At 62.4% G+C, this 17470-nt stretch carries 15 protein-coding genes and 1 pseudogene; 5 read left to right on the forward strand and 11 right to left on the reverse strand.

Annotated features, from left to right (window positions below; all coding sequences use genetic code 11):
* Positions 1 to 18 precede the first annotated feature (18 nt).
* Positions 19 to 1323: a benzoate/H(+) symporter BenE family transporter gene (locus AC07OO_RS01350; RefSeq protein ID WP_495080256.1), complete on the forward strand. Its 1305-nt coding sequence runs from the start codon at positions 19 to 21 to the stop codon at positions 1321 to 1323.
* Positions 1324 to 1407: 84 nt separating this feature from the next.
* Here AC07OO_RS01350 and AC07OO_RS01355 read toward each other — a convergent pair whose 3' ends face one another.
* Positions 1408 to 2394, reverse strand: coding sequence for an alpha/beta hydrolase (locus tag AC07OO_RS01355; RefSeq protein ID WP_495080257.1), 987 nt, complete (start codon positions 2392 to 2394; stop codon positions 1408 to 1410).
* A gap of 87 nt (positions 2395 to 2481) precedes the next feature.
* Between AC07OO_RS01355 and AC07OO_RS01360 the strand changes: the two genes are divergently transcribed.
* On the forward strand, positions 2482 to 3102 hold the full coding sequence (locus tag AC07OO_RS01360) for a TetR/AcrR family transcriptional regulator (RefSeq protein ID WP_495080258.1): 621 nt from the start codon (positions 2482 to 2484) through the stop codon (positions 3100 to 3102).
* Here AC07OO_RS01360 and AC07OO_RS01365 read toward each other — a convergent pair.
* The 6 genes from AC07OO_RS01365 to AC07OO_RS01390 form a co-directional block, all read right to left on the reverse strand.
* Positions 3091 to 3546, reverse strand: coding sequence for an EVE domain-containing protein (locus AC07OO_RS01365; protein WP_495080259.1), 456 nt, complete (start codon positions 3544 to 3546; stop codon positions 3091 to 3093). The two genes, AC07OO_RS01360 and AC07OO_RS01365, sit on opposite strands and share 12 nt — an antisense overlap.
* A gap of 54 nt (positions 3547 to 3600) precedes the next feature.
* Positions 3601 to 4818 carry a GGDEF domain-containing protein gene (locus tag AC07OO_RS01370; protein WP_495080260.1) on the reverse strand — a complete coding sequence of 406 codons (1218 nt, stop codon included), beginning with the start codon at positions 4816 to 4818 and terminating at the stop codon, positions 3601 to 3603.
* Between the two features lie 43 nt (positions 4819 to 4861).
* The gene (locus tag AC07OO_RS01375; RefSeq protein ID WP_495080261.1) at positions 4862 to 5566 is read right to left on the reverse strand and encodes a LytR/AlgR family response regulator transcription factor; all 705 of its coding nucleotides are present in this window, start codon (positions 5564 to 5566) and stop codon (positions 4862 to 4864) included.
* Positions 5563 to 6645 (reverse strand): sensor histidine kinase, encoded by a 1083-nt coding sequence (locus AC07OO_RS01380; protein ID WP_495080262.1) that lies wholly within the window; start codon positions 6643 to 6645, stop codon positions 5563 to 5565. Before AC07OO_RS01380 ends, AC07OO_RS01375 begins: the two co-directional genes overlap by 4 nt.
* 2 nt (positions 6646 to 6647) lie before the next feature.
* The gene (locus AC07OO_RS01385; RefSeq protein WP_495080263.1) at positions 6648 to 7532 is read right to left on the reverse strand and encodes an alpha/beta fold hydrolase; all 885 of its coding nucleotides are present in this window, start codon (positions 7530 to 7532) and stop codon (positions 6648 to 6650) included.
* Positions 7533 to 7676: 144 nt separating this feature from the next.
* Positions 7677 to 8267: a hypothetical protein gene (locus AC07OO_RS01390; protein ID WP_495080264.1), complete on the reverse strand. Its 591-nt coding sequence runs from the start codon at positions 8265 to 8267 to the stop codon at positions 7677 to 7679.
* Positions 8268 to 8470: 203 nt separating this feature from the next.
* Here AC07OO_RS01390 and AC07OO_RS01395 point away from each other — a divergent pair, with 203 nt between their 5' ends.
* On the forward strand, positions 8471 to 8749 hold the full coding sequence (locus AC07OO_RS01395; RefSeq protein WP_495080265.1) for a hypothetical protein: 279 nt from the start codon (positions 8471 to 8473) through the stop codon (positions 8747 to 8749).
* A 148-nt stretch (positions 8750 to 8897) separates the two neighbouring features.
* On the opposite strand, the gene AC07OO_RS01400 is transcribed toward AC07OO_RS01395, so the two are convergent.
* Together AC07OO_RS01400 and glk are read right to left on the reverse strand one after the other, a co-directional pair.
* On the reverse strand, positions 8898 to 10820 hold the full coding sequence (locus tag AC07OO_RS01400; RefSeq protein ID WP_495080266.1) for a glucokinase: 1923 nt from the start codon (positions 10818 to 10820) through the stop codon (positions 8898 to 8900).
* 86 nt (positions 10821 to 10906) lie between these two features.
* Positions 10907 to 11872 (reverse strand): glucokinase, encoded by a 966-nt coding sequence (gene glk, locus AC07OO_RS01405; protein WP_495080267.1) that lies wholly within the window; start codon positions 11870 to 11872, stop codon positions 10907 to 10909.
* Positions 11873 to 12414: 542 nt separating this feature from the next.
* Between glk and AC07OO_RS01410 the strand changes: the two genes are divergently transcribed.
* On the forward strand, positions 12415 to 15147 hold the full coding sequence (locus AC07OO_RS01410) for a TonB-dependent receptor (RefSeq protein ID WP_495080268.1): 2733 nt from the start codon (positions 12415 to 12417) through the stop codon (positions 15145 to 15147).
* 71 nt (positions 15148 to 15218) lie between these two features.
* Here AC07OO_RS01410 and AC07OO_RS01415 read toward each other — a convergent pair.
* Both AC07OO_RS01415 and AC07OO_RS01420 read right to left on the reverse strand, forming a co-directional pair.
* Positions 15219 to 16339: pseudogene (locus AC07OO_RS01415) on the reverse strand (serine hydrolase domain-containing protein).
* Positions 16340 to 16470: 131 nt separating this feature from the next.
* Positions 16471 to 16707, reverse strand: a complete 237-nt coding sequence (locus tag AC07OO_RS01420; protein ID WP_495080269.1) for a hypothetical protein — start codon at positions 16705 to 16707, stop codon at positions 16471 to 16473.
* A 169-nt stretch (positions 16708 to 16876) separates the two neighbouring features.
* On the opposite strand from AC07OO_RS01420, the gene AC07OO_RS01425 reads away from it, so the two are divergent.
* Positions 16877 to 17446 carry a DUF2975 domain-containing protein gene (locus AC07OO_RS01425; RefSeq protein ID WP_495080270.1) on the forward strand — a complete coding sequence of 190 codons (570 nt, stop codon included), beginning with the start codon at positions 16877 to 16879 and terminating at the stop codon, positions 17444 to 17446.
* The last annotated feature ends 24 nt before the right edge of the window (positions 17447 to 17470 follow it).

The following is a 17470-nucleotide window of genomic DNA, read 5'->3' on the forward strand; positions in this document are numbered from 1 at the left end:
TGCGGCACCATCCCCCGCATGACGACACCCACCACACCCCGCCATCCCTTTCCCGTCCCGGCCACTGGCCCGACCCCGAGCACCACAGGCTATGCGGGCGGCACGGGTCTGAGTGCCACCGCGCTGGACCTGTTCCCTGCTGTTGTGGCCGGCCTGATCGCCGTATTGATCTCCTACGCAGGGCCGCTGCTGCTGGTCTTGCAGGCCGCACAGGCAGCGCATCTGACGCATGCGCAGTTGGTATCCTGGGTCTGGTCCATCTCCATCGGCGCCGGCATTTGCAGCGCGGTGATGAGCTTCCGGCACAGGATCCCGGTCATCTGCGCGTGGAATACGCCGGGCGCCGCATTGCTGGTCACTGGCCTGGTCACCCTGCCCTACAGCCAGGCGATCGGTGCGTTTGTGGTGGCCGCCGCCGTGATGCTGCTGGTGGGTGTGACAGGCGTGTTTGAGCGCCTGATGGCCCTGATTCCCAAGAGCCTCTGCGCCGCCATGCTGGCCGGCATCCTGATGCGCTTTGGCGTGGATGCCTTTGCCGCGGCCCGCAGCACGGTCAGCGGCGCACCCTGGCTGGTGGGCACCATGTTCGTCGGCTACCTGGTGTTCAAGCAGCGCACGGCGCGCTATGCGATCCCATTGACCTTGCTGCTGGGCGTGGCGCTGTGGCTTGCCCTGGGCTGGGGTGCGGCTACCACCACCGCAACGCAGGCCAGCGCGCAGGGAGCGACCCTGTTAGCACTGACCCAGCCAGTGTGGACCACGCCGGAGTTCTCCGCCAACGCCATCATCAGCCTGGGTCTGCCGCTGGCTGTGCTGTGCCTGACCGGCCAGCAGGTGCCCGGCATTGCCGTGCTGCGCGGCGCCAACTTCGAGGCGCCCACCAGCAAGCTGGTGTCGGGCACGGGCTGGGCCAGCCTGCTGCTGGCGCCCTTTGGCGCGCATGGTGTCAACCTGGCCGCCATCACCGCCGCCATCTGCACCGGCCCCGAGGCCCACCACCAGCCCGGTAAGCGCTGGGTGGCGGGCGTGGCCTGCGGGGTGTTCTATATCCTGATTGGCAATTTTGCGGGCGCCATCACCTACAGCTTCTCCCACCTGCCACCGGCACTGGTGACCATGGTGGCCGGGCTGGCGCTGCTGGGCGCTATACAGGGGGGCCTGGTCAACGCGATGGCCGAACCCAGCGAACGCGAAGCCGCCTTGCTGACCTTCATCGTGACCGCGTCCAACGTCAGCTTGCTGGGCTTGGGCTCGGCCTGTTGGGGGATTGTGCTGGGGCTGCTGACGTACCTGGCCTTGCGGCCGCGTAACCGCACGGTGTAGATGTCTCTGGGCCTCTCTTGACCGAAAGGCCTTAAGAAAAATATGCCGCTAGCCCCCGTGGAATATGCTTGAGCAGCTATTCAATCAATAGCAATCCGACGGAGGGCGTTCTGCGCCAAACCAGGCATGCGCCAGTTTGACGACTTCGGCCGTAAAGCCCGGCTGTAGCGAGAAGTGGCCATAGTCGACCTCGGCATAGGCCCGCGGTCCGCCCAGGCGCTCGAATGACGCACGGGTCAGCGCGGGCCGCACCATGCGGTCGCGCACAGGGTTGATGACCAGCACGGGCACCAGTCGGTTCTGTTCGAACGCAATCGCTGCGGGCGTGTGCAGCATGCTGGCCAGGTAGCGCAGCGTCACCGTACGCAGCGTCAGCGGGTCGGCCCGCCACAGCTCATAGAAGCCGCTGGCCTGGTCCCGCACATCCACCATGGCGCGGAAGTTGGACATGGGCCGGTACGGCAGGCGCAGGCGCGGCAGCAGGCGGCTCAGCATGCGGGTGCTATGGCGTAGCAGAGTGGGCAGGCCTGGCACATGGGCCAGCCAGGCCATGCGCGTAAAAGCCAGCGCCGTGCGCGGATCACCAAAGTCATAGAGGTTGATGCACACGATGGCCTGGGGCGCCGTGCCTGCTCGTGCCAGCGCGGCCGCAGCGGCATAGGTCAGGCCACCACCGATGCTGCTGCCACCGATGAACAACGGGCCCAGGAAACACCCACGCGCCCAGGTGCAGACATTCACGATGTTTTGCACGGCCTCGGCCACCGTAAAGTCGCCCATGGCGCCGCCGGACCGGCCCTGCCCTTTCTGGTCTGGCACCACCACCGTGTAGCCCTCCGCATGGAAGGCCAGGGCCAAAGGCACAAACAGGCCGGCATGGCCGCCACCCCCGTGGTTGAAGACCAGCACCGGCGCGTCGGGCTTGGGCTGCGGGTAGACGTCCAGGTGCAGGTCCACACCCGTGGAACGCAGGTTGTGCGCCTGCACCACGGCCTGCATATGGGTCAGGGTGGTGGCGCAGTGGTAGCGGTGCCAGTGCGGTAAAGCAAAGGTTGGGATAGCGGCTTGCATGGCTTGCGGGGATCAGAGAAAAGGAAAGAACTGGTTTGCAGTAGTATGTGAATAATTATTCACATTGGCTATTCGCATTCCAACCCCATGCGCAAACCCTCGGCCAAGCCTCTGAAACAGCCGGTGCAGCAGCGCTCGCAGCACACGGTGCAGGCCATTTTGCAGGCCGCTATTCAGGTTTTCGAGCAGCATGGCTACGCGGCCGGCACCACCGCCCGCATTGCCGAACGGGCCGGTGTGTCGATTGGATCGCTGTACCAGTACTTCCCGAACAAGGACGCCATCCTGCAGTCACTGGCCGAGCAGCACCTGGCCGACGTGGCCGCGCTGGCGGCCTCCATGCTGCAGGCCGCACAGGTGCCCAACGCCGCGTTGGCGGACTTGGTGGAGCGCTTGGTAGAGGGTTTTGTGGCCATGCACACCCACAACCCCGGGGTGCATCGGCTGCTGCATGAAGACGGCTTGCTACCGGCCGACATGCAGCTCAAAGTCCGCCAACTGGAGGCCCACTACAGCGCCGAGTTGGCGACCTTCCTGGCCGCCCACCCGCAGGTGCGGGATGCTGATCCGGTGCTGATGGCCTACTTCGTGGTGCAAAGCCTGGAGCATTTCACACACCTGTTGGTCATCAACCCGCCACCCAAGACCATACGTGCCCAGGCAGCCCACGAGCTGCAGCAGATGCTGCTGCGCTACCTAGAGCGCTGACGTGCCCAGGCGCTGCAGAATGTGCGTCCAATGCGCCGGCTCCACCGGGGTGATGGACAGGCGATTGCCCTTCTTCAACACCAGCAGGTCTTGCAGCGCAGCATCGGCGCGCAGTTCGGGCAAGGTCAGGTTGCGCGTCTTTTGCACCACCTGCACATCCACCAGCAGCCAGCGCGGCGCCTCGGGCTTGGAAGCTGGATCGCAATAAGGCGACTTCGGGTCAAACTGTGTGGGATCGGTATAGGCACCCGATGCCACGCGGGCAATGCCGACAATGCCGGGTTCGGCGCAACTGGAGTGGTAGAACAGCACCCCATCGCCGATCTGCATGCCATCGCGCATGAAGTTGCGCGCCTGGTAATTGCGCACGCCGGTCCAGGGTACGGTGGCCTTGGGGGCGGCCAGCGCATCGTCCACGGAGACTTCGCCGGGTTCGGATTTCATCAACCAATATTTCTTCGTCATATCCTAGGTATCCCACCTGCTTTTTTTCTAGGCTCATTTATCCCACGGCCTGGCGCCTGCGCGCAAAGGCATGGGCACCGTGGGGCTGGTGGCGCGCCGCGGCCCTGCGCGCCTATCGTCATCCGGCCCGAGGACTGGCACCTTGGCCACCAGGGCCTTGCCAGTTTCCTTGTTGCTGACCACCCAACTGGCATGCAGCTCGTCGTACAGCTCTTCAATGCTTTGAAATTTGTCGGTGGCCTGGGCAATGGCCATATCCAGCACGATGGCGATGGGCTTTGCATCCGGCTGGTCTTTGCTGTGCACTTGGACCTCCACCTTGGGCGGGTCCCCCAACTGCTGCTTGAGCATGGCCGCCGCGCGGTCGGCCGTCACACCGGGCAACAGCAATCCGAATTCGACCGACTCGGTGCGCGCGGCAATGCCCTCACCCGACACGCCGGCCAAGCCACGCACCACTTGCGCAAACAAATCGTTGGCGACCTTGCGGCCCAGCAGCCCGGGCACATCCAGCAAATCGGCACCATTGAGCAGCACCATGCAAAACGGCCGCTGGCGCTGGCGACACTCGGCCATCAGCACTGCACCATGCACAAAGAAGCCGGCCTCGTTGTACAGCTGTGTGCGCTCATCGCGCAGCGTGGACTCGGTGCTTTCGTCCGACTGGCGCAGCGTGCGGCCGAACTCCATGGCCAGCGGCAAGACCAGCACCAGAAAGCCCGTGTAGGCCAACAACGCCTGCCACGGCACCGTGCTCAGGGTCAGCCAGCACGACAGGCCAAAGCACACCAGCACCCACAGCATCAGCACCGTAGCCCAGGCCGTGGACAACAAAAAGGCATAGAAGACCGCCGTCACCACCGGCAGCAAGGCATAGGGACCGACGGCAGCACCCGCCCCGGCAGACACCTGCAACAGCAGCGCGCCAGCCACCAGCAAGGCGGCGCGCACGAACATCACGGCCTGCTGGCGTGCCGGGTACACGCGGCTCCAGCTGCCCATGCAGGCCGCGCAAAACGCAACCAGCCAAAACGCCATGCCCGAGGCATTGGACACAATATTGAGCCACAGCGTGAAGCCCGCCAGCACCCAGGCCAGCAGGGGTTCCAGGCGCCGAACTCGGAAGGTCACGCCCGCGTAGCCCCGACCATTGCGATCCGACGATGCGCCCTGCTCCCTATCGCTGCGCCTGCGCCCCGGAGAGCGGCGCTTGTCGGCAGGAGACGTGGTGTCTTTGGCAGCAGCAGGCATGGCCGCAGTCTACCTGCTGGTGTGCGGCCTGCCAATGCGCTCGCTACAGATGCATCAACTGCTTGAAATCCACGGCGCGGCGGCGTGACATTTCGATGCGTGCACCATCGCCCAGCTGCAGCGTGAGCGCGCCGGTGCTGGACGGCGTGACGTTGGCCACGGCGTCGAGGTTGACGATGTGGCGGCGGCTGGCGCGGAAGAACAGGGCCGGGTCCAGGCGCTGCTCTAGTTGGTTCAGCGAGCGCAGCAACAGCGGCCGGTTGCCGTCGAAATACACGCGGGTGTAGTTGCCCTCGGACTCCAGCAGTGTGATGGTCTCCAGCTTCACAAACCAGCAGCGCTCGCCATCCTTGATGAATATCTTGCTGTCGCGCTGCACCGGTCGCTCCTTGGCACTACTGGGCGCGGCCTTGATCTTTTGCAGGGCCAATGCCAGGCGGTTGGGCTCTATGGGTTTGAGCAGGTAGTCCAGCGCATTGGCTTCAAAGGCCTGCATGGCGTAGCTGTCAAACGCAGTGGTGAAGATGACTTCGGGCGCGTCGGCCAACTGGCCCAGCACATCGAAGCCGGTGCCGTCGGGCATCTGGATGTCCAGGAACACTAGGTCCGGGCTCAGGTCTTCAATCATGGCTTTGGCGGATGCCACGTCGGCGGCCTCGCCCACGATCTCTAGGTCGGCATGGGCGGCCAGCAAGCGGCGCATTTCCATGCGGGCCAGGCGCTCGTCGTCGACGATGATGGCTTTCATCGGTTTTCCTCAGGTAAAGACAGGCTTGCAACCACCCAATCGTGGTCTTGTTGGATGTCCAGGCTGGCCTTGCCGTCAAACAGCAGAGCCAATCGTTTGGCGGTGTTGTTCAGGCCAAGCTGCGTGGAGTTGCCGGAGGTCTTCAACACACCCTGGTTGGCCACCGCGATACGTACCCGGCCGCTGCCTTCGCGCTGCGCGGAAATACGGATCTCGCAACCCTGGGCCCGCATTTCCACGCCGTACTTGACGGCGTTTTCCACCAGCGTCTGGATGGACAAGGCCGGCACGGCCATGCCGCCCAGTGTGTCGTCGATCTGCTCCATGACCACCATGCGGTCTTCAAAGCGCACCTTCTCCACCGCCAGGTAGCTGCGCACAGCATCCAGCTCGCGGGCCAGCGGCACCGTGTCGACCTGACCCATCTGCAGGTTGTAGCGCATCATCTCCGCCAGACGGTCCACTACCTGTGCGGCCGCGGGCACGTCCTGGTACATCAGCGCCCGTATGCTGTTGAGGCTGTTGAAGAAAAAGTGAGGGTTGACCTGGGCCTGCAGGGCGCGCAGCTCGGCGTCCTTGACCTGGATCTGCAACTGCAGTTGCTCGATCTCGGCCCGTTTGGCACGGCGTGCGGCCATCACCGCGCCGTAGAACACGGTCCAGCACACAAACATGAATAGCCAGAAGGCAGCCGCCGGTGGCAGCCATGCCAAATTACCCAGGCCCGTGTGCGCCGGCCATAGCATGAAGGCGCAGGCTACCGACGTGACCTGCAGAGCCGTCAACACCAGCAGACCCAAGGCCAGCCGCCCCAAGGGCAGCGCACGGCCGGGGGCAAAGACCGCATGGCGGTGCAGGTGGCGGCGCCAGCCATGGGACAGCACCACACCGCTGATACCACCCCATAGCGAGATCAAGATGAAGGGGTTGCGGATCTCGGGCGCATTGGCCAGCGAAAAGCTGACATTGAGCAGGGCCACCAGACCCCAGCCCAACACTTGGCACAGCCAATACCAGGGTGTGGCGCGCGAAGTGGCAGGCACCGCGGTTGCGCCAGAGCGCATTTTTTCGTTCGTCACAGTCACTTCAAGAATTCATCCATGCGGGCAAACATCCATTGTGGATCGTCGTACATGATGAAGTGTCGCCCAATGTCGGACATGGCCACCTGCACGCCTGGCAATTTGGCGTACTGGGCCTTGTAGTTGGCTTCAAATGCGGCCTTGGGCGCATAAGCCTTGTAGGCCACCCACGAGCCCAGCACCAGCGTGGGCGCCTTGATGCGTGCCACGCTGCGGCGCAGGTCGGTGGCAATGATGTCGTACATCGCATCGGCCACCACCGCGCGATCCGACTGCGTGCCCCAGGCGACGACACGGTCCACGTCTTGCGGGGCCGTGACCATGCCGCTGACAACGGTACGGCGATTCGCCTCTTGCGCGCTGGCGTCGCCAGCCAACATGCCTTCGCGCGTGCGTCGGGCCATGTCCTTCAACTGCTCGGGCGTGACATCGGGCATTTGCGCCGCACCCAGTGCGGGCAGTGAATCGACGATGACCAGCGGGCCTACCTTGTCCGGGAAATCGATGCCCAGCTTCAACGCCAGAAAGCCACCCAGGCTATGCCCCACGATGGCGGGGTGGTCCAAGTGCTGCTCATCGATATACGCGGCCAGCTCCTTCTCCACCGTTTCCAGCAAGGGCGCCCGCACGGCCGGCGCTCCGGCAAAGCCGGCCAGCTGCAGCACATAGCATTGGTAATGGGATGCGAAGTGCGCCACGGTGGAGTCCCACACCGCGCCCGACGAGGCCAGGCCGGGGATCAGGATCATGGGTTTGCCCTTGCCCGACACCTGCACCGAGAACGCCGTGGGCTGCGCTGCCTCGGCGGCCACACCCGCCGACAGCGCAATCACCATCATAAGACCCGACACCAATGGTTTCAAAACCCGCTTCACACTCAACATAGTCACTCCTTGGTTTGTTGATTGGTTGGTTGATGCGGGAATCGTATTTTTCGTGGCCTATGCCTTCCACTGGTTTGGGTTGAACGGTCGCAATCAGGGATGAGCGGATGCAGCAGCACATGCGCCATCTGCAAAGCAACTGCGCTAGGCCTTGAGCGGCTGCAGCGCGCGCCGTTCCTTAGCTTCTATCAGGCGTTGCACGACGGTGCACACCGTCTTGGCCTGGGTTTCGTTGACGTCGATATTTTCAATCACCGAGCGCTTGAATTTGATCCCACTGACGAAACCGCTGGTTTCAACAAAGCCCAGTGTCAAGGTGCGGTTCAAAAAGTAATAGATCAGCGCAACGACCAAGCCCGCCGCGCCGCAACCTAGCAGGATCGAAGCGCCGCTGCCGTGGGCGCCGTCTTGCATGGCGGCCGACATCATCGATGTGCCAAAGAACAGAAAAAACGCCACGATGCCGACCGCCGCCTTCCAGGGCTTGTGGTAGCCGTAGTAGGTGGAGCAGATGCTTTGCAGGGGGATCAGCCGCGACTGCGTACCCGCCAGCGACGAACTGGAAAACTCCACCCGGTCCATGCCCACGCGGATCGTGGTCGTGGGGTCTACGCCCAGCAGCGACAATATCCACGCAATAAGGCCGCTCTCACGGCCCGTGATGCTGACGTAGTTGTTCTTCTCGTCGATGGGTTTGCCTTCGGCTTTCCAGGCTTTGATGACCAGTGCGCTCATGGGTAAGGGTGTTTCTGTAGTCGGGTTAGATGGAATGGAGATTGTTTGGTCTGTTGGCGCGCCCACTCGCACAACAAGGGGCTAGAGGATAACCGGCCAATACCCGGACCGATGTAGCGGTCATACAGAGTTCAATATACGAACACCTAGGGTTTACCCTATACTGCACAGCAACATCACAACTTTCACAAAAAGGACCTGTTATGACCACCGCTACGTTGACGACCTCAACCATGGCCTCGCCCGAATCCGCTACCGTAGGATTTGCCCTGCAAGAACTCGGCACTGCAGCCCTGAACCTGGGCAAGGCGCTATGGGCCGCACTGGCCACCCGCTTCACCCGGGAACAGCACGAACCCACCGCCCAGGAAGCCGCCCAAGCCCTGCGCGTATTCGCCAGCTCCGTCGCGGCCAGCGACCCCGGCTTCGCCAGCGACCTGTTCGCCGCGGCTGACCGGCATGAGTTTGGCGACAACTCCTGATCGGCGTTCCAGCCGTCGGGACCCAAACTAAAAAACCAACCAATTGCTATAAAATTAGTAGCACTTTACGTATATTTGGCGAGGGCTACTGGTCAAGATAGCCACCATTCGCCTCACAGGATAGGCGATTAACCCCAATTTAGGGTTTTCAGCGGCTGTGCGACGTCAAGTGCGCCAGCGGCCCCGCGGCGCTGACACCCGGCCCCTTGCGCCGGGCGCCCTGTACCGCCTGCCCGCCGGGCGGCACCTCGTCCAACCCCACCGTGGCGTCGCTACCCAAGGCCGGCACGCTGGCGCCGCGGTGCAGCGTGACGCCCACCACCAGGATGTCCACCATCAAGAGGTGCAGGATGCGGCTGATCATGGGCACCTGGGTGGCGATGTCTTCCACGTGGTCGACGATCAGCGCCAGGTCGGCCTTGCGGGCCAGCGGCGACTGGCTTTCGGTGATGGCAATCACTTTGGCGCCGCGCTCCAGTGCGGTTTCGGCCACGGCCAGCAGTTCGGCGATGCGGCCGCTGCTGCTGATGATCAGCACCACGTCGTCGGATCGCAGCAGGCTGGCCGACAAGGTCTGCAAGCGCGGGTCGGTGTAGGCCACGGCGGACACTCCCACGCGCAGGAACTTGAACTGGGCATCGTTGGCGACTGCCCCATAGTGGCCCACGGCATAGATTTCCAGCCGGCGAGAGTCTGCAATCATGCGCATGGCGCGGTCCATGCTGTCGCGGTTCAGGTGGTCGCGCGCCTGCAAAATGGCCGATGCCGTGTTGCCCAGCACCTTGGCGCCCAACTCCAGCATGGAGTCACTGCCCGTAACCTGGGTGTGGGTGATAGGTATGGTGCCGGTCAGGCCCGAGGCCAGGCGCAGCTTGAAATCCGACAGCCCCTCGCAGCCCAGCGAACGGCAGAAGCGGATCACCGTGGGCTGACTGACATCGGCCGAGCGGGCAATGGTTGCAATCGGGTCGTTCAGCACCGAACGCGGCTGTGCCAGCACATGCTGGGCCACACGCTGCTCGGCGGGCGACAGGCTGGTCAATGCGCGGCGGATCTGGCCCAAGATGGCCGAGCCGTCGGCCCCATCCAAGCCGCGCAACTGCGAGGCCAAAATGACCGAAGCACCCACCAGCGTGGCATCTGTGGCCGTGATAACGAAGGTGGGGATGCCCTTCATGTAGTCGGTAAAGCGCCCCTTGTCCTCAAAACGCTGGCGGAATGGCGACTGGTCGAAATACAACCCCAGACGCGGCACGATGCCGCCGCCGATATAGATGCCGCCAAAAGCGCCCTGGCTGACCGCCAGATTCGCCGCCGCGGTGCCTAATATCGCGCAGAAAACATCAATCGTTTCCTTGCAGATGGCATCGCTGCCCTCCAAAGCCAGGCGGGTGATCTCGGGTGCGTCCAGCGTGCGCTGGGGCTGCCCCGCACGGTCGGTCAGCGCCTTGAAGATCAGCTCGATGCCGGTGCCGGACAACAAGCGTTCAAACGACACGTGGTCGTAGGTGCGCCAGGCGTATTGCAGGATGGCGATCTCGCGTTCGTCGTGCGGCGAGAAACTGGTGTGGCCGCCTTCAGTGCCCAGCGCGATCCAGCCATCATCCGCCGGGATCAGGCCCGAAACCCCCAGACCCGTTCCGGCACCGATCAGCCCCACGACGCTGCGCGGCACGGCAGCACCGCCACCGAACTGGCGGCGCTGTTGCGGCGTCAAACTGGGCAGCGCCATGGCCAGCGCCGTAAAGTCGTTGACGACCACCAGGTTGTCGAAATGCAGGCGCTCGCGCATCTGCTCGATCGAGAACTGCCAGTGGTAATTGGTCATGCGGACCTGGTCGCCCGATACCGGATTGGCAATGGCCACGGCCGCGTGCTTGATGTCGCCAGCGTTGACGCCCTTCAGCTTGGAGAGATACGCCGTGACCGCCGCATGGAAGTCTGCAAAGTCCTGGCAACGCAGGGATTCACTTTGCTCGAACACATGGGGCGCCACCTCCAGCGCGAACCGGGCGTAGGTACCACCGATATCGGCGATCAGGCGCGGGTGGTCAAAACGCGGTTCGGACATGTGAGCTTCCCTCTGTCAATTATTCGTCGGTCAGGGGTGGAAGCTTAACGGAAGAGAGGCCGCATTCTTGGCCTCCCCCCATGGCATCAAGACAGGGTGTCCAACGCGCAACTGGCCCCCACCAGCGCCGGTGTGGACGCGGTGATGACCCAGACCGGCAGCGTGGACAGCAGCTTGCGGTAGCGGCCCTTGTTCTCAAAGCTGCTGCGGAACACGGCAGCATCGAAGGCCGAGCCCAGGCGCGGCACAATGCCGCCGCCAATATAGACACCGCCCAGCGAACCCAGCGTCAGCGCCAGGTTGCCGGCCACATTACCCAAAAAACGGGTGAAGTAATGCACGGCCTGCACGCACTGCGCGTCGGTGCCGGCCACGGCCGCGTCGGTCACGTCGGCAGGCTCCAGCGCCTTGGCCGTGCGCCCCTCCATGGCGCAGATGGCCTGGTAGACATTGACCAGGCCCGAGCCGGACAGCACACGCTCGGCGCTGACATGCTCAAACTGCTTGCGCAGCAAGCCCAGCAATGCAGACTCCACATCGTCATTGGCCGATAACGTGACATGGCCCCCCTCGCCCGCCAAGGCGCTGTAACGGCCCGTCGCATCGGGCACCAGGCCGGACACGCCGAGGCCGGTGCCAGGCCCCAGCAGGCCGATGGTGGACCCCGCCACCGCTTGGCCGCCGCCCAGGGCGCGCAGGTCGGTGGGCTTCAGGGCCGGCAGGCTCATGGCCAGAGCCGTGAAATCGTTGACAACCAGGCAGCGCTCCAGCCCCATGGCTGTTTGGAATGCGGATATAGAGAAGCGCCAGCTGCTATTGGTCAGGCGCACATCGTCCCCGGTGATGACGGTGGCAATACCGATGCCCGCCCAACGCGGGTTCTTGTGGCCATGGGCCTGCAGGTAATTGGCCGCGGACTCCTGGATGGAGCCGCTGTCTTCGCAAGGCTGTACGGAGATGTCTTGCAGCTCGGCACCGGCCTCAGCCTGCCACGCCCAGCGGGCATTCGTCCCGCCAATGTCTCCCAACAACCTCGGATAACCCTGATTCATCCCATTACTCCCTTGTATTGCACGTGCAACACCGAAATGTAGTTAAACGACAAATAGTTTACAGCAGACCACAAACGACTACGCTAGGGAAAACGTTGATTTTTATAAATAAATCAACAAAATCCAGTTCTGCAGTGAATGTGCAATTTATCAAAACAACAAATTTATTCACTCACTTCTGTCAAAAACGCAGCAAGTCCACAGCAGCCATCGTCAAAACCGGCCTCCAAGCCAACACTCACCATGGCACAGACCACATTAAATGTAGCTTGACTACAGTTTTGATTTCAACTTCTGGAGCAAAGAAGGTTGTTGCACAATTTTTCAGCTAAATTTTGTTGCAATTTCGCAAAATTACCCTGATTTTGTGGCCAAACGATCATCTCAGCAGCAAAACTGGTACTAACCCCTATGTTTAGAAATATCTAGTTTTGATACAAACTGAGCTGTGAGTAGGGAAAACGCCGTCCCATTTACATGTTTTTTGCGCTCCCCCGCACAAAAGACGAATAGCCCGCCCCGAGACCAGGAGAAATATCAAAATGAGTTCAACCGTTCAGCGCTCCACGAGGACCACCCCCTCGCGCAGCTCCCTCTTCAAACTAGCCCCCGTGGCAGCCGGCTGTGCCGTGCTCATCGTGACCTCGTCTGCGGCCTTCGCGCAGTCAGCCGCGCCCGCATCCGACCTGAACACGGTGACCGTAGTCGGTATCCGCAAAGGTATCGAAGACGCGATCTCGGTCAAGAAGAACTCCACCTCCATCGTGGAAGCCATCTCGGCCGAGGACATCGGCAAGCTGCCCGACGTCAGCATCGCCGAGTCCATCGCCCGCATGCCCGGCCTGGCCGCCCAACGTGTGGCCGGCCGCGCCCAAGCCATCAGCGTGCGCGGTCTGTCCCCCGACTTTGCGACCACGCTGCTGAATGGCCGCGAGATGGTCAGCACCGGCGACAACCGCAGCGCCGAATTCGACCAGTACCCCTCCGAGCTGCTGAGCGGCGTCACCATCTACAAGACGCCCGATGCCGGCCTGGTCGGCCAGGGCTTGTCCGGCACGCTGGACATGCAGACTGTGCGCCCGCTGAACTTCAAAGAACGCACCGTATCGGTCAACCTGCGTGGCGAGAACCGCTCCATCGGCTCCATTGCCGACACCAAGGCCACCGGCAACCGCTTCAGCGTCAGCTACATCGACCAGTTTGCCGACCGCACCGTGGGCCTGGCACTGGGCTTTGCGCACCTGGACTCCCCCATCCTGGAAAACCAGACCGGTATTTACGAGCCCTGGAAGAAGGACACCCGCCCCGGCGTGCCCGCTGGCACCTACCTGCAAGACGGTATCAAATCCCTGGCCAAGAGCGGCAACATGAAGCGCGACGGCTTCATGGGCGTGCTGGAGTTCAAACCCTCCAAGAGTTGGACCAGCGTGCTGGATGCATACGCCTCCAGCTTCAAGCAGGTGGACACCAACAACCAGTTCGAAGTCAACTTGAGCGGTTACAACGGCACCAACCCCTACATCCCATTCACTTACGCCAACCCCGTCATCAGCAATGGCGTGCTCGGTGGCGCGCAGGCTATAAATGTCTACCCGCTGGTGCGCGGCCAGTACAACAGCCGCGAAGACACGATCAACGCCTACGGCTGGAACAACAAGTTCAAGTTTGACGGCTGGTCGCTGCTGGCGGACATCAACTACTCCAAGGCCAAGCGCACCGAGCTGTACAACGAAATCAACACGCAATTGGCATCCACACCCAATGGCGCGTCGTTGGACACACTGACCGTGAACTGGGCCAATGGCGGCTTCCCCACGATCAAGGGCGGCCTGAACTACAGCGACCCCACCAAGCTGTTCACCGGTAACTCCATCTATGGCCAAGGCTACGGCCGCAAACCCCAAGTGGAAGACGAGTTGAAGGGCTACAAGCTGGTCGGCACCCTGCCCATTGCCGGTGACTTCTTCAGCGGCGTGGACTTCGGTCTGAACCTATCGGACCGCACCAAGCGCAAGCGCCAGCCGGAAGGCCCGCTGGAAGCCATTGGCGCACCCAATATCTCCAACGACCTGTTGTACTCGCCCGTCGATCTGGGCTTCTCGGGAACGGGCACCATCCCGTCATTCAATGTGCCGGGCGTAGTGGCCAAGTACTTCCAGCCGTTCAACCCCTCCGAGATCAACCCCGGCGCCATCAGCCGTGCCTGGGACGTGAAGGAAAAGGTCACCACCTCCTTCGTCAAGGCCGACATCGACACCCAGTGGGGCTCGGTGGGCGTGCGCGGCAATGTGGGCGTGCAGGTCATCAACACCGACCAGTCCTCGTCGTCCGCCTACGTGGACAACGCCAAGGGCGGTGCGGTCATCCCATACACAAACGGCAAGACCTATACCGACGCGTTGCCCAGTATGAACCTGGCATTGGGTCTGTCCGACGGTCAGACCGTGCGTTTGGCGGCCGCCCAGCAGATCGCCCGTGCGCGCATTGACCAACTGCGCTCTTCGTTCGAATTCAACATCGACCAGACCACACGCCGTCCTTCTGCCAGCGGCGGCAATGCAAATCTGGACCCCTGGCGCGCCAATGCCTTTGACATCTCCTACGAGAAGTATGTCGGCAACAAGGCCTACTTCGCGGCTGCCGCCTACTACAAGGAGCTGAAGACCTACATCTACGAGGAGAGCCGTACGATGGACTTCTCACCCTTCATCCCACCGGGCAGCATCGCCATCACCAACGTGGGCCAGTACACCGCACCGTACAACGGCAACGGCGGCACCATGCGCGGCTTTGAGTTGTCGGCTTCTCTGCCCTTGAACATGCTGACACCGGCACTGGACGGCTTCGGTATCTCGGCCAGTATGTCGTACAACGACAGCGCCATCCGCGTGCCCACCAACGGCTTCAACAGCTCCACCGTGGGTACCGACACACCGCTGCCCGGCCTGTCCAAGAATGTGTCCAACATCACGCTGTACTACGAAAAGGGCGGATGGTCCACCCGTATCAGCCAGCGCAACCGTTCGGAGTTCATTGGTGAAATCGGCAACTTCGCTGGTGACCGCAGCCTGCGCTGGGTCAATGGTGAGAAGGTTGTCGACTTCCAAGTGGGCTACACCTTCAACGAAGGCAGGATGAAGGGCCTGGGCCTGGTGTTGCAGGTCAACAACCTGACCGATTCGCCATACAGCACCTACGCCGATGCACCGGACCATCCGTTGGAGTACATGAAGTTCGGAACCACTTACTTGTTTGGTTTGAATTACAAGTTTTAATTAGTCAGTTGGGTTCTCAATAGGTTTACCCCCATCGCTCACGCGGTGGGGGTTTTTTTACGTAGCAACTGTCAACGCGGTGCACCCCAGTCCAGCACGACTTTCAACAGGGCATTGGCCACTGCCGCCGAAGACACTGCGCTGTTCACTGCAACCGCCACATAGGCGCCCGCCGTAGGGTCGTAGGCCAGCGCCGCGTTGGCCGTGGGTATGCCGCCAAAGTGGCCCAGCCAGGTGCGTGAGCGCCCTGAGTCGTCGGTCCACTCCGTCAACATCACCCCCATACCAAACCATTGCATACCTTGCTGGGTTTCCACAGCCTGGGGCGCCAGCGCATGCAGTACCGCCCATTGCGATCGCACGGTGCCGGGAGCCAGCAGACGCCCCGACAACACCGCTTGCCAGAACACCGCCATGTCTTCAGCCCGCGCGACCACATTGCCCGCACCCAGGCGCGTCCACGCGGCGGGATCCGCTTGGGGCACTTGGCCTGCATGCGGTGTGGCCAGGGCCGCGGGCGCATTCTCACCCGGGCGCAGCATGCGCAGGTGCTGCAAGCCCAAGGGGCTGCGATGCGGCGCTCGACTGACCTGTATAAAGGTTGCTGCTCCATGGCCTCCACCACCAGGCCCAGCAACAGATAGCCGGCATTGGAGTAACTGACCTGGGTGCCAGGGCAAAACAGCAGCGGCGTTGTGGACAGCAGCACCAATTGCTGGGCAGGTGTCTCTGCACCCAAACCCGTCATGCTGTTCGCATTGCTTGGCAGGCCGCTAGTGTGGGACAGCAAATGCGCAATGCGGATGCGCTGCGCCTGCGGTATCTGCGGAAACCAACGCGACAAGGGGTCATCCAGTCGCAACCGCCCCTCTTCCACCAACTGCAAGACCAGCACCGCGGTCAGCGTCTTGGCGACACTGCCCCAATAGAACTCCGTATCCCCTGCAACGGCCTGTGCGGGCGCAGTCTGCGCCCAGCCTTGCGCGCTACTCCAACGCCCCAAGCCGGGCGCCACGATGGACGCCGTTATCGCCGGTGCGCCGGTCTTGCGCAGAACGTCGCGAAGCTGCTGGCCCAGCAAAAGGTCAAGCGCGTGTGGCATCGGAGCGTCCACATTCGCGGCATCGCTTGCAGCGACCGGGAAGGCATGGGCAGGCAGAGCAGCATGCGGCGCCTGCCCTACAAATGGCATGGCGGCCTGGCATGACGGACCGATAGCGCCCACGGCCACATGGGTGGCTGCGTCGCCATTGCCGCTACCACCACCGCAGCCCGCAGACGCCAGCGCGAGCAGCCATGCGGCAAAGGACCAGAATCGGGCCCTCACCGCTGTATCTCTTCAATGCTGTCTGCTGCATGCGCAGCGGCGGGTGGCGACGCGTTCTGCGCCTTGACACGCTCCTGCGTGTAGCGGTCATAGTCCAGCAGTTCGGCGCAGGGCGCATCGGTGGGTCGGCGTTTGAGCTGGCACTGCTCGTTGCCATAGCGCGCCCCCTGGTAGAAGGCCCGCTCCCAGTGCGTATCGGCGCAACCGGCCAGTGTCGCCAGTCCAGTAAACACCGCGAAAGCAGCGGATACCGCACGGCCTCCGTGAACCCAAACATGTGTGCCCCAAGCAAGCTTCTCCATGTGCAAACTCCCGATAAAATGAATGTAATATAGTAAATTATTATTGTTTTACGATAATTTTGTAAAGCCTTTTCTAGTATTTAGTTTTGGGGAGCACGCCATGAACATATTGCAGAACACCGCCGCCAGGGGTAGGCAGCAGGACCTGAGTCGGGTCTTGGCCTGGGCCTGTCTGGCCTTGGCCGTGTTATTGCCCGCGGCCACAATCACACTCGTGTTGCAGACCCCGCCAGTAGACATGCTGGTCCAGATGGGGGCACGCTTACCCCCGGGTACGCAGCCGAACAGCTTGGCCATTGTTGGTACTTGGCAGCATGCGCTGGCCGTCTGCATCAGCCTGCTGCCAGTCGGCGGTGTGGCCTATGCACTTTGGCGTGCGCACCAGTGTTTCAAGGGTTTTGCACGCGATGAAATATTCAGTCTGGCCACGGTGCGGCATTTACGCGGCTTTGCGGCAGGCCTGCTGGTGTCCAGCATTGCCGGCGTGGTCGTGCCCACCCTCGCTATCTTGCTGCTGACCGCGGGCTCGCCTGAAGGTGGGCAAGTGCTGAGCATCAACCTGGGGTCGCAGCAATTGCTGATGCTGTTGTTCTCCGGCATCGTGTGGCAGATGGGCCATGCCATGACGCGCGCGGTAGAGATCGCCGAAGACAATGCCCAAATCATCTAGACCGAACAGAACAGACCATCCCGC

Source organism: Rhodoferax sp. GW821-FHT07G04 (assembly GCF_059418585.1).